This window comes from Sphingomonas sp. PP-CE-3A-406, assembly GCF_003688625.1.
In the GTDB taxonomy this organism is placed as follows: domain Bacteria; phylum Pseudomonadota; class Alphaproteobacteria; order Sphingomonadales; family Sphingomonadaceae; genus Sphingomonas.
Window position 1 is genome coordinate 312,765 of the sequence record NZ_RCWY01000001.1, and the last position, 13,279, is coordinate 326,043.

Consider the following 13,279-nt stretch of genomic DNA (forward strand, 5'->3'; position numbering starts at 1 on the left):
ATCCCCAAGGGGCTGATTATGCACGCATCGACGACACCCGAAACGCTCCCCCCGACACGCTCGCTGTCCCGCTCCGCGCAGATGCGCTGGCTCGGTATCGCGGCCGGCGTGATCGTCGGGCTGGTGTTGATCGTCGTGCTGATCGGCAAGCTCACGCATCACGAGCCCGCGCCTGCGCCCGTGTCGCCTGCCGGCACGTTCCGGCCGACCAAGGACCAGATGGCCGGGCTGACGACGATGCGCGTCGGCTATGGTGCGTCCGATGCGCGGACGTTGGCGAGCGGCGCGATCACCGTCGACGGCGACCGCAGCACCCCGGTGCTGATGCCCTATTCCGGGCAGGTCGTGCGCGTGCTCATGGATGCGGGGCAGCGCGTGACGCAAGGCCAGCCGCTGATGCTGGTGAAGACGAGCGATTTCGTCGATGCACGTAGCGGGTTGTTCGCGGCGCGTGCCGCTGCACAGAACGCGCAGGCGCAGCTTGCCACCGCGGAGCGGACCGCCGACCGCCAGCGGCAGATCTACGAGACGGCGGGCGGCGCACTGAAGGACTATCAGCAGGCGAAGACCGATCTCGCCGCCGCGCAGGCGACCGCACGCACGGCCGCCGCGTCGCTCGGTGCCGCTCGCGACAAGCTGTCGATCCTCGGCAAGTCGCAGGGCGAGATCGCGCGGCTGGAGAATGTCGGCGAAGTCTCAGGCATCCACGACGTTACGACGCTGCATGCACCGATCTCCGGTCTGATCGCGTCGCGCGACGTATCGGCGGGGCAGTATCTGTCGCAGGGCGGCGACAAGCCGGTGATGACGATCACCGATCCGTCGCGCGTCTGGCTGATCGCGCAGCTCGCCGAGGGCGATGCGAGCGCAGTGCATCTCGGCGACAGCGTTACGGTGACGACGCCCGCGCTGCCGGGGCGCAGCTTCCACGCGACGATCGACCTGGTCGGCGCCGCGCTCGATCCGCAAAGCCACCGCCTGCCGGTGCGTGCGACCATCGCCAATCCCGATGGCGCGCTGAAACCGCAGATGTTCGCGAGCTTCTCGATCCAGCGCCCGCACAGCGGCGACGCGTTGCTGGTGCCGGCGGCGGCCGTGATCCACGAAGGCGACGATGCGCGCGTGTGGGTGGTCCGGCCCAACGGCTTGCTGGTCGCACGGAAAGTCACCGCGGGCGAGGAGCAGGACGGTAAGGTCACGATCACCGCGGGCCTAAAGTCCGGTGAGCGGATCGTCACCGCGGGCGCGCTGTTCGTCAACGAAGCCGGTCTCGGCGAATGAACCGGATCGTCGAATTCGCGCTGCGCCAGCGGCTGCTGATCGTCGGCATCTTCGTCGCCATGCTGGTGGCGGGAGGCGTCGGCTTCTACAACCTCAACATCGAGGCGTATCCCGATCCGGTCCCGCCGATGGTCGAGATCATCACCCAGACCCAAGGCCTGTCGGCCGAGGAGATGGAGCGCAACGTCACCATCCCGATCGAGGTCGGCATGGCGGGCATCCCGCATCTGACCGCGATCCGCGCGATCTCGCTGTTCGGGCTGTCGGACATCAAGATCCAGTTCAGCTACGACCTGACCAACGATCAGGCCAAGCAACAGGTCATCAACCGCCTGTCGCAGCTCCCCCCACTCCAGGGTGGCGCACAGCCAACTTTGTCCCCGACGAGCCCGGTCGGCGAGATCTTCCGCTACAAGATCACCGCGCCGAAGGGCTATTCGGTGATGGACCTCAAGACGTTGCAGGACTGGGTCCTCCAGCGCCGGTTCAAGCGGATTCCGGGCGTGATCGACGTCACCGGCTGGGGCGGCAAGCTGCGCACCTACGACGTGGTGATCGACAATGATCGCCTCGCCGCGCACAATGTGACGGTATCCCAGGTACTGGCCGCGCTCGCCAAGAGCGACGGCAATGTCGGCGGCCAGACGATCAACTTCGGTGCGCAGGCGGCGATCGTCCGCGGCATCGGCCTGATCCAGTCGGTCGGCGGCATCGAGAACGTGCTCGTCGGCACCGGCGGCGGCCAGCCGGTGTTGCTCAAGGACGTCGCGCACGTCCGCATCGGCAACGCACCGCGGCTCGGCATCGCCGGCTACAACGACCAGGACGACATCGTCCAGGGCATCGTCCTGATGCAGCGCGGCGCGCAGTCGATGCCGACGATCCTCGCCGTGCAGAAGGAAGTGTCCGACATCAACGCGTCGGGGATCCTGCCGCCGGGCGTCCATCTGGACCGGATCTACGATCGCTCCGATCTGATCCACCTGACGATCCACACCGTGCTGGAAAACATGGTGGTCGGGATACTGCTGATCTTCGCGCTCCAGTGGATATTCCTGGGCAATCTGCGCAGCGCGATCATCGTCTCGGCGACGATCCCGTTCGCGCTCGCCTTCGCGATCCTGATCCTCGTGTTGCAGGGGGAAAGCGCGAACCTGCTGTCGGTCGGCGCGCTCGATTTCGGGCTCGTGGTCGATGCCTGCGTGATCATGGTCGAGAACATCTTCCGCCACATGGTCGAGCGGTCCGCGCATGTCGAAAGCGGGAAGGGGCATTACACACTCGCCAACCGCTTCTCGGCGGTGCTGGGCGCCAGTTCCGAGGTCAGCCGCGGAATCTTCTTCGCCGCCGCGATCATCATCGCGAGCTTCCTGCCGCTGTTCACGCTGACTGGCGTCGAGGGCCATATCTTCGGGCCGATGGCGAAGACCTATGCCTATGCGATCACCGGCGGCCTGATCGCGACCTTCACGGTCGCGCCGGTGCTGGCGACGATGCTGCTGCCCGACAAATTGTCGGAGGTCGAGACGTGGATCGTCGGCAAGCTGCGCCGCGTCTACGAGCCGGCGGCGGCGTTCGCGCTGGGCAACCGGGTCGTCGCGATCGGTGGCGCGCTGCTGCTGATGGCGGTCGCTCTGGTCGGCGTGCGCTCACTCGGGATCGAGTTCCTGCCGCATCTCGAAGAGGGCAACATGTATATCCGCGCGACGCTGCCCGCGTCGGTCAGCCTCGAGGCGGGGCAGCCGGTGGTCAACGGCGTCCGCCGCATCCTGACGCAATATCCCGAGGTGCAGGCAGTCCTGTCCGCGCATGGCCGCCCCGACGACGGGACCGACTCCACCGGGTTCTTCAATGCCGAGTTCTTCGTGCCACTGAAGCCGTTCGACACATGGCCGAGCGGCGTCACCAAGGAAACGCTGACCGAGGAACTGTCGAAGCGGCTTAGCGCCAAATATCCGGGCGTCGACTTCTCGTTCTCGCAGATCATCGAGGATAACGTCGAGGAGGCAGCCTCGGGCGTGAAGGGCGCGAACTCGATCAAGCTGTTCGGCCCCGACCTGACCACGCTCGAGAAATATGCCAACCAGATCAAGGCGCAGATGGGCAAGGTCCGCGGAATCGAGGACCTTGGCGTGTTCCAGTCGCTCGGCCAGCCGACGGTGCGGATCGACGTCGATCGCGCGCGTGCCTCACGCTACGGCCTGACCCCCGACGACATCAACGCGACCGTCGCCGCGGCGATCGGCGGGCAGTCGAACGTCGACCTGTACGAGAAGGGCACCGATCGCCACTTCCCGATCGTCGTCCGCCTGAAACCCGAGCAGCGCGACACGATCGACGCGATCCGCCGGATCACCATCGGCGCGCCGTCGCCCGATGGCGCGGGCACGATCCAGGTGCCGCTGTCCGAGGTCGCCGACGTCAAGCTGACGACCGGTGCCTCGTTCATCTACCGCGAGCATCAGGAGCGCTACATACCGATCAAGTTCTCGGTCCGCGGCCGTGATCTCGGCGGGGCGGTCGACGAGGCGCATGCGCGGATCGGCCAGACCGTGCACCTGCCGTCGGGCTATCACCTCGAATGGGCGGGCGAGCTCGACAACCTCAACAACGCGGTCGCGCGCTTGGAAGTGGTGGTGCCGATCAGCCTGCTGGTGATCCTGCTGCTGCTCTATGCGAACTTCGGCTCGATCCGCGACAGTCTGCTGGCGTTCTCGGCGATCCCGATGGCGATCATCGGCGGCGTGCTCGCACTCGCGCTGACCGGGACCGCGTTCAGCATCTCGTCGGCGATCGGGTTCGTCGCGCTGTTCGGGATCGCGGTGATGGACGGGATCCTGGTGGTCACGACCTATAATCATGCGGTCGACGAGGGGTTCGCGCGCGAGAATGCGCTCGCGACCACGGTTCGCCACAGCCTTCGCCCTGTCGTGATGACGTGCCTGGTGGCGGCGATCGGCCTGCTCCCCGCCGCGCTGTCGAGCGGGATCGGCAGCCAGGTACAGAAGCCGCTCGCGCTGGTCGTGGTCGGGGGCATGACGCTCGCGCCGATCCTGATCCTGCTGGTGCTGCCGGTGCTGATCGCCCGCTTCTCGAAGCGCGTGCCGCCGGAGGATCGCGGTGCGCACGGGCGCGACGTCGGGCACCATCCCAATACTGACGGCCATACGGAGGCCAGGGCATGAAGCGTCTCGCCATTCTCCTGCTTGCGGGCGTCACCAGCGCTTGCACGATGGGCCCGCGCAATCTCGACGCGCATGCCAGCCTGCCGCCGACTCCCGCCACACAGACCTTCGCACCGTCAAGCGGCGCGACGCAGGCTACTACGCTCGCGGCAGTGCCGGCGGAGTGGTGGCGGACCTTCGGCAGCGCGCAGCTCGACACGCTGGTGAGCGAGGCGCAGGCGCATGCGACCGATATCGCCGTGGCCGAGGCGACGCTGCGCCAGTACCGCGAGCAGGGCTCCGCCACGGCGGGCTCGGCGCTGCCGCAGGCCGACGTGAACTATCAGGCGGAGCGGACGCGGATTTCGAACGCGCTGTCGCCCGCGGTCGCGGACCAGAACCAGCAGCTCTACACGCTGCACACCGCGCAGGTGACGGTGAGCTATGCGCCCGACCTGTTCGGCGGCACCCGCTCGAAGATCCGCTCCGCGCGCGCCGCGACCGAGACGCAGCGCCAGCGGCTCGCGGCGGCGAAAACGACGGTCATCGCCAATCTGGTCGAGGCGGTGATCCAGCGCGCCTCGCTCGCCGATCAGATCGTCGCGGCGCAGACCGGCATCGCGGTCAATCGCGACATCCTGCAGACGTTGATCAAGCGCCAGCAACTCGGCGCAGTCGGTGCCGCCGACGTCTCGACGCAGCAGGCCGCACTGGCGACTGCTGAGGGTGCGCTGCCACCGCTCGTCCGCGCCGAAGCGCATCAGCGCGTCGTGATTGGCACGTTGATCGGGCGATCGGCAGGATCGGACCTGCCGCCGTTGCCGACGCTTGCCTCGCTGACCTTGCCGCGCGACCTGCCGCTGGTCGTACCGTCCGATCTGGTCTCGCGTCGGCCCGACGTGCTGGCGGCACGCGCGCAGCTCGAAGGGGCAGGGGCCGACGTCGGCACCGCGATTGCCGCGCGCCTGCCCGCGATCTCGCTCAGCGGATCGGCGGGCGGGACATCGGAACGGTTCGGCGACATGTTCAAGAGCGGCAACCCGTTCTGGACGCTGATCGGCGGGATTACGCAGCCGATCTTTCATGCGGGCGCGCTTCGTCATCAACAGCGTGCTGCCGAAGCGGCGCTGGAGGGGGCGAAGGCGCAGTATCGGGCGGCAGTGCTCGATGCGTTCGGCGACGTGTCCGATGCGCTGACCGGACTGCGGACCGATGCCGATGCGCTCGACTCCGCGACGCGCGCGACCGATGCGTCGGGTCGTGCGCTCGGTTTCGTGCGGCGTCAGCTGGCGCTCGGCGACGTCGGTACGCCCGCCTTGCTCAACGCGACCGCGACCGACGCGCAGGCGCGATCGCAGGCGGTGCAGGCACGTGCGGCGCGGCTCTCCGATACGGTGGCGTTGTTTCAGGCTGCAGGCGGCGGCGTAGTCGGCGGATGACCGGCCGTCTTCGTCAGCCTCCCGGCTTTTCGATCCAGATCGTGGCGTGCGGCAGGTCGAGGACGATCCGCTTGCCGGCAAACGCATCCCAGCCGATCCAGCGCCCGCCTCGACCATCGTCATGGACGGGAAGCGTCAGCGCGCCGTACGTCACGGTACGAACGACGGTCGCCGGTTGGCGCGCCGCGTCCGCATGGAACGGGATCGGGCTATCACCCCATGCCGCGCTGTAGCCGTCGGTCGTGAGCGTCAGGCGGAGTGGAACGGAGCGGCTGCCCAGCGACGCCATATCCGTCTTGCCGACTGTCGCGATCCGACCGCTTGCGAAATCGAGCCGCAGCATTTCGTGCGTCAAGACATCGCGGCCGACGTCCAGCATTGCGCCATCCGGTGCGACCGCGCCGAACTTCGCCTGCGAGATCGGCCGATACGTCGAGCGCAGCTTGACGTCGATGGCCGGGCGCAGCGGGAGCGCATCGGTCGTCGCGGTTCGCGCGGCGTGATCGGGCATATGCGGTAGCCGCTTGGCGAGCGGCTCGGCGATCGTGGTCGTCTCGGCATCGGGATCGACGACGGCCTTCACGCCGATCGTCCGGACCATCGCGGCGACGTGAAGACCCGATTGCGTGACCACGATCTGGTCGGATTGCAGAGTATGCCAGACGGGCATGGACAACATCCTCGGTGCGGATGTCGCGACGGGGCGAGGTCTTTCGCCTTCCGAAGTGGATACGCCGCCGGTTGGATCCCGGTTGCCGAGGAGCCAGACGACGACGCGTCGCGACGACGCCACCCGATGCCGCGATCGTCTTACAAGCGCCTTACGCGACGCGCGGACGTCATATAATCATACGGTGATTGCGGGCGGATCACGCGGCGAACACGTGATCCGCCCGGTTCTCAGAAGCCCTTCTTCAGCGAGATGAACACCTGACGCGGGGTGCCGGCGAGCAGCGTCTGGTTGTCGCCGCTGGCGGTGAACCCGTTCGTGCCGACCGTCGAGATATACTTCTTGTCGGTCAGGTTGGTCACGCTGCCGAGGATCGACACGCCGTGCAGCGCACCGTCGCCCTCGAAGCGGTAGCCGATGCTCGCATCGACCAGCACGCGGCCCGGCACCGACTGATCGTTGAGATAGGTGAAGTAGCGCTTGCTCATGTAATCCGCGCCGACCCGACCGGTGAAGCCGGACTGTTCGACGACGATCTCGCCCTTGAGCATGTGCTCGGGGCTGTCGACCGCCATCTTGCCATCGGTCGCGACGAGGACCGCGCCGCTCGCCGACAACACGTCGTCGGCGTATTTCGACTTGTTGTACGAGTAGCTGGCGAACAGCGAGAGCGGCGTGAAGATGCGGTAGTTGACCGCGACCTCGGCGCCATAGGTGTGGACGCTGCCGACGTTGTTCAGCGTCGCCGGATTGCCGATGATTCCCGCGCCGTTGGAGAAGCCGAGCAGGCGGTTCGAGAAGTCGATGTAATAGCCGACCGCCGACGCCTGGAACGGGCCTTCGCGGAAGCGAAGCCCGCCCTCTGCCGTCTTCGAACGCTCGGGCTTCAACTGGCCCCGGATCGCGTCGAACCCGGCCTGGGTGGTCGAGAACGGACCGGTCGTCGCGGACGAGACATAGGCGCGGACGTTCTCCTTATAGTCCGCGAACAGCTCGGCACCCGGGGTCAGCTTGAACAGGATCCCGGCCTGTGGCTGGAACCAGTCCTTCGCGCTGATCTTGCCGACCGCCAGTGGCGAGGCGGTCGCGGGCAGCATGATCGCGCGATTGGTGACGTAGAACCCCTTCCACCCAGCGTTGAGGACGAGGCGGTCGTCGGCAAGGCGGATCGTGTCGCCGACATGATACTGGATCGTGTCGGTGGTGTATTTGCCGTCCCACTGCGTGGCATACGGGTTGCTCTGGAACTGCAGCGTATCGCGGTTCGGCGTGGCGCTATCGGTCATCCCGTAGAACCGGCGCGCCTGCGTGAAGGTGTTCGTCTCGTACCAGCCGCCCAGTTCGAGCGTATTGATGCCGTGGACATAGGCGAGGTTGCTGAGAGCACCGCCGCGCTTCATCGCGTATTCGGTGGTGCGGAAGCCGAGCGGGCTGGCTGCCGTGATCGGCGTGCCGTCGGCGTTCGCCGCGCCCGCAGGGGTCGGCGAATAGGGCGTAATCCACGATCCCTGACCCTTGTTGTCGTGATAATAGCCGGTCGTGGTCAGCGTGAGTTCTGGCGTCAGGTTGGCGTCGAACGTGACGCCGCCCAGATAATCGCGCCGCAGACCGCCGGCATCGTAATAGGCATCGTCGACCGTGCCGAAGCCGGCCGGGAAGGTGGTGCCGACGCCGGCCCAGGGTTGCGCGGTGCCGCCTGCGACTGCCGCCTGGTTCTGTGCCACCTTGGCGATCTGCAACGCCAACGGGTAGTTGTCGGCGATGTTGTCGTTGCGCAGCCCGCGGCGGCGGATGATGTCGAGGCTGAGATCCTGATAATCCTGCTCGCGGCGATCCGAGAAGTTGAGGAACGCCGTCAGCGAGCCGAGGCTACCCAGATCCTTGACGATCTTGCCGTTCGCCTGGTGCTGGCGCTGGACGCCATCACCCTTCCACTTGTCGGTCGAGAGAAAGCCGTAGCTCAGATAGCCTTTCAGGCCGCTGCCGAGATCGCCGCTGTCGATGCGGGCGAAGGCGCGGTAGGTGTTGTCCGAGCCATAGGTGCCGCCGCCGGTGACGTTCATGACGTCGCGCGGCTTGTCGCTGAAGAACTCGATCGTGCCGCCGAGATTGCTGGTCGAGGCGGTGCCGAGCGCGCCGGCACCCTGTGCGACGTCGGTCCGCGCGACGTTCTCCGAGATGATCGCGCGGCTGATGTGCAGGCCGTTGACGTTGCCGTAGCTCATGTCGCCGAGCGGCACGCCGTCGAGCGTGAAGCCGAGCTGGTTCTGGTTGAACCCGCGCAGCGAGATGCGGACCGCCCATTCATAGGCGCCGAACGGATCGGCGGCCTGGAAATTGACGCCCGGAAGCTTTTCGATCGCCTTGAGCGGGCTCGATCCCGGCGTCAGGCGCGCGATGTCGGCGGCGTTGACGCTCTGGACCTGGCGGCTCTGGCCGAAGCCGAGCACGACGATGTCCCCGCCCGCGCCGTCCGTTCCAGGTGCCGTCGCCGATGCGTCGGTCGCCAGCGTGGCCGATGGATCGGTGGCGGTCTGTGCCGAGAGCGGTGCGGCGAACGCACACGCTGCGACGGCATATGGGGCGGCGCCCGCGAGCAGGCTGGAAAGACGGTTCATGGTGTGTCCCCAAGCCGCTCTAGTGCAGCTTCGCGTTCGCCATTGCCGTCGGACGTTACGGGCTCGCGACGCTTCGATGACGCTTCGGCGACAATCGTATTTTATCCTGGAAGGGCCGCGGCGGGGGATGTCGGCGGCCGCCTTAGCTCGGAGCGACATTCAGTTTGAGAGCGCTTTTCTCCGTCGAGCCGACGCGCTTCTTTGTTTTCCCGCGAAGGCGGGAGCCCAGGCTGGATCCCCGCCTTCGCGGGGACACACGGCTTGCTTGTTCGAAAGGGATGTCGTCGAAGCCGTCCGGCATGACGGAGAAAGGAGCGGATTGCGCGGTTCGAACCGAAGCTCGATCCGTGCTCGATCAACCGGCGTCGAACAGCAGCGTCGTCACCGATCTCGGCGCTGCATCGACACTGCCGTCGCGCGGAACGCCGATGCTGACCGCCTGATGGCGCGCGTCGGTGACGACGACGTCGCGCAGCGTTGCGTGCGGAAGCGCGACCGCCAGCCGACGCGTGATCGATCCGCCGTTGACGTGGACGAGCACGATCTTGCGTCCATCGGCCGACAACGCGCCGACCGTATCGGGATCGTCGACCGGAACCAGACGATAGCCGGGCCGGATGTAGCGGCTGAACGAGGCCATCGCCCAGTATTTGGGCGAGATCCGGATCGGATGTGGCGCGGACGGGGCGGCCGCGAGGTCCATCTTGACGAGCCCCCAGTTCGACCCGGGCTTGCCGTCCTTCGCACTGAGATTTTCGACCGCCTGCCAGAACACCCAGGCCGCGGGCGCCAGTCGTTTGAGATCGCCGACGACATGCTCGGCAAAGGCTAGAGCCGAGGCCATGTCGGTGAAGGATTCGGGGTCCTTGTCGAGCGGTGTGTCGTCTTCGCTCATCCACAACCGGATACCCGACGCGCGAGCGATATCGCGGACCGCGGTCTGGTGGACGGTGCCATAGCTGTGGACGTTGAGTTGGCCGATCCGGGCGCGGGTCGCGGCTGGATATCCGGCCCAATCGATCACGAAGAGGTGCGAATTCGTCTCGTCGGGGGCGGCGATCCGGGTCTTCAGCCCCGCCGCCTTCAGCGCGTCGTCGGAGGCATCGATCATCGCCGCCTGGCGCGCGGGCGACCAGTGCGCGCCCTCCTGCGTGTTCGCCGCGAACCAATAATCGGTGTTGGGCTCGTTGACCGGCGACAGCGTGCGGAAGCGGATGTGATGGCGTCGCTCGAGTTCGCCGACGACGCGCGCGAGATACTGGGCGAACGGGCGCTCCTGTCCGGCGCGGAGGTTGTCGTCGGTGCCTTTGACCGCGCCGGAGACTCTACCGTTGACCGTCATGAACCAGGGGGGCGAGTTGGAGAACGCCTCGAAGATCGGCGACGGCACGCGGCGGCGGATCGCGTCGAGCCACCAGCGCTGGTTGGCATCCGCGGACCAGTTCCACATCGCCGGATCATCGGGGCGCCACCAGTCGGCTCCGACCGCGCCTGCCGGTTGGCGCCAGAACCCCGGCACCGCCGCGCCGGTGCGGAGATAGGGCTTCGTTGTTGCGGCATTACCGCCGCCGATATTGTACCGTGCGATCGTCCAGCCGAGGCCGTTCTTGCCGTAGAACAGGTCGGCCAGCCGCTCGCGCGTCGCATCGGGATAGCCGCCGGTGACGTTGGCGAACCAGGCGAGCGCGGTACCCCAGCCTTCGAACACGGTGCCGGGGCGATCGACCGCGGGCCGGATCGTTAGTGCGACGGTCGGCTCGGCGGATGGTGGGGACGATACGGTTTGGGCGGCAAGCGGCGTCGCGACGAGCGCGAGGCCTGCGATCAGGTGGCGGATCATGCCGCGGTCAATCGGTACAGCCCGGCACCGTGGGACGGCAGTCGTCGCGTGATGCGCGTTTTGGCGACGCCCGTATCTGTGCGGGTCCACAGATCGCGGACCTTGGCGGGACCGGCGACCCCGAGCATCGTGAGATCGACCGAGACGTCGCGCGCTGCCTTGCCGGTATTGAACAGCGCGAGATACGTGCCCGCACCTGCGGTGGGACGCGCCGACCAGACGCGCGTGTCGTCCGCGACGAAATGCGGCTGGTTGTCGCGGCTTGCCTGATTGACCGCGAGCACTTCGGGATTGGTGAGCAACGCGAGGGTGGGCGCGTCGAGATGACGCAGGTCGCCGCCCATGATCAGCGGCGAGCGCGCGATCGACCAGAGCGTCATCAGCGTCCGCTGTTCGTCGGGCGTGAACTTGGTGTCGCGCTCGCCGAGCGATAGGCGACCGAGCGGCAGCATGTCGGCATCGGGCCAGCCGCCGATCCGCCGGTGCGCGTTCCAGTTTTCGAGCCGGGTGAACTGCGCCTCCAGCATCGGCCAGCTGTCCCAGAAATCGTCGGAAATCCGCCACATCTGCGCATGTTGCGCGACGTGTTCCGCGCGGGGCACGGGGGTTTCACCGGGCGAAAGGCTGAGTATGATCGGACGGCCGGTCTTGCGGATCGCTGCGGCGGCGGCCTCGATCTCGGGGGCGTGTGCATCATAGGGGCGGCTCATGTCGTCCATCTTGACGAAATCGACGCCCCAGGATGCGAACAGTGCAAACACGCTGTCGTAATAGGCCTGCGCGCCGGGTTTGGTCATGTCGACGCCGTACATGTCGGGGTTCCACGGGCAGGTGCTCGACGTGTCGGCGATCGCGCGTGCGGTGGTATTCGTGCCGAGTACGGGCAGGTCGCGCTCGACCGCCAGCCGGGGGATGCCGCGCATCAGGTGGACGCCGAAGCGTAATCCCAGCGCGTGCACCGTGTCGGCGAGTTTGCGGAATCCCTTGCCGTCGGCACTCGACGGAAAGCGGTTTGGTGCGGGGATCAGCCGTCCATGGGCGTCGAGGCTCGGTTTTGGGGCGGCGTTGTACGTGTAGCTCTTGGCCTCGGACTCGTACCACTGGATGTCGACGGTGAAGATGTCGTAGCCCGACGGGAGCAAGGTGCGCGCCATGATCCGTGCGGTCTCGATCGCCTGCGCCTCGGTGATCGTCGTCGCGAAGCTGTTCCAGCTGTTCCAGCCCATCGGCGGGGTCGGCGCGAGCGTCGGTCCTGCGGTCCTGGCGGCGAGGGGGGCTGGAGCGAGCGAGGCGAGGCCAAGTCCAGCGCTGCCGGACAGCATCGTGCGGCGCGTAATCGTCATGCTCTCGTCTCCCGTTCGCAGGTCGCGCGCTTGAGGCTGCGATCCTTTTCATGACTTGTCAGACTAGTGCGTCGATCGGGAAGGTCAACGTGGTCGCGCGTATCTATGAAGGCCGCGGCTTAAGGTCGGCGTGAAGCCGGAGACGACTCTTCAGGCGATTCGCACGGGATCAGCTGCGCAAAGACAATTCGGTATCCGCCTGGGCCTGGGCGATCAGCGCCATCGTCGCGGCGCGCGCGCCCGCGGGATCGCTTTCGGCGATGGCGTCGAACAGCGCGCGATGCTGCGGCATCGAGTCGCTTGGCTTGCGGGTCTGGCGATGCTTGAAGATCGTCGTCCACCGCACGGCAGCGCCGATACTGCCCGCCAGACTGACCAGCAGTTCGTTCTGCGTCGCCTCGAGGATGACGTGGTGGAAGGTCTGGTCCGCCGCCTGGCCGATCGGGCTGGCGAGACCGTGTTCCTGCATCTGCTCCAACGCGTGCCCCATCCGCGATACGTGGCGCGAGGTCCGCAGCGCGGCGGCGAACTCGGCCGCGGCGGGTTCGACGATCAGGCGGAGCTGGAACAGGCTGTGGACGAAGCCGACCGCGGGTTCGCCCTCGAACATCCAGGCAAGCACGTCGGGATCGAGAAGGTTCCACGAGGCACGCTCGCGGATCCGGGTGCCGGCCTTGGGCTTGCTTTCGAGCAGACCCTTGGCGCTGAGCATCCGCAACGCCTCGCGGACGAGGCTGCGCGATACGCCGCGCTGGATCGCGATCTCGTGCTCGCCGGGAAGCACCGACCCGACCGGGTGCACGCCGGTGACGATCGCAATCCCGAGCTCGCGCGCCAATTGCGTGTGCGAGGGCCGTCCCCGTGGTGCGTCAACCATGTCCATCCATCCCCGTTACGCTGTGTCGCACGCTTCGTCACGACACA

At 67.0% G+C, this 13,279-nt stretch carries 8 protein-coding genes; 3 read left to right on the forward strand and 5 right to left on the reverse strand.

The features are described from left to right. Positions 1 to 18: 18 nt before the first annotated feature. The 3 genes from C8J44_RS01245 to C8J44_RS01255 are packed head-to-tail and all read left to right on the forward strand — an operon-like array spanning position 19 to position 5,884. A complete protein-coding gene (locus C8J44_RS01245; RefSeq protein WP_121903049.1) occupies positions 19 to 1,281 on the forward strand; it encodes an efflux RND transporter periplasmic adaptor subunit in 1,263 nt (420 codons plus the stop codon). Beyond that, positions 1,278 to 4,466: an efflux RND transporter permease subunit gene (locus C8J44_RS01250; protein ID WP_121903050.1), complete on the forward strand. Its 3,189-nt coding sequence runs from the start codon at positions 1,278 to 1,280 to the stop codon at positions 4,464 to 4,466. The genes C8J44_RS01245 and C8J44_RS01250 overlap by 4 nt, the downstream gene beginning before the upstream one ends. Further along, positions 4,463 to 5,884, forward strand: coding sequence for an efflux transporter outer membrane subunit (locus tag C8J44_RS01255; protein WP_121903051.1), 1,422 nt, complete (start codon positions 4,463 to 4,465; stop codon positions 5,882 to 5,884). The genes C8J44_RS01250 and C8J44_RS01255 overlap by 4 nt, the downstream gene beginning before the upstream one ends. A gap of 13 nt (positions 5,885 to 5,897) precedes the next feature. On the opposite strand, the gene C8J44_RS01260 is transcribed toward C8J44_RS01255, so the two are convergent. The 5 genes from C8J44_RS01260 to C8J44_RS01280 all read right to left on the reverse strand — a co-directional run bounded on the left by C8J44_RS01260 (position 5,898) and on the right by C8J44_RS01280 (position 13,232). After that, positions 5,898 to 6,554, reverse strand: a complete 657-nt coding sequence (locus C8J44_RS01260; RefSeq protein WP_121903052.1) for a hypothetical protein — start codon at positions 6,552 to 6,554, stop codon at positions 5,898 to 5,900. A gap of 230 nt (positions 6,555 to 6,784) precedes the next feature. After that, complete coding sequence (locus C8J44_RS01265; RefSeq protein ID WP_183128671.1) at positions 6,785 to 9,172, reverse strand: TonB-dependent receptor; 2,388 nt, start codon at positions 9,170 to 9,172, stop codon at positions 6,785 to 6,787. A gap of 355 nt (positions 9,173 to 9,527) precedes the next feature. Further along, a complete protein-coding gene (locus C8J44_RS01270) occupies positions 9,528 to 11,012 on the reverse strand; it encodes a glycoside hydrolase (RefSeq protein WP_121903053.1) in 1,485 nt (494 codons plus the stop codon). Beyond that, a complete protein-coding gene (locus tag C8J44_RS01275; protein ID WP_121903054.1) occupies positions 11,009 to 12,355 on the reverse strand; it encodes a glycoside hydrolase family 27 protein in 1,347 nt (448 codons plus the stop codon). Before C8J44_RS01275 ends, C8J44_RS01270 begins: the two co-directional genes overlap by 4 nt. A 169-nt stretch (positions 12,356 to 12,524) precedes the next feature. After that, positions 12,525 to 13,232 (reverse strand): FadR/GntR family transcriptional regulator, encoded by a 708-nt coding sequence (locus C8J44_RS01280; RefSeq protein ID WP_056050470.1) that lies wholly within the window; start codon positions 13,230 to 13,232, stop codon positions 12,525 to 12,527. Between the last annotated feature and the right edge of the window lie 47 nt (positions 13,233 to 13,279).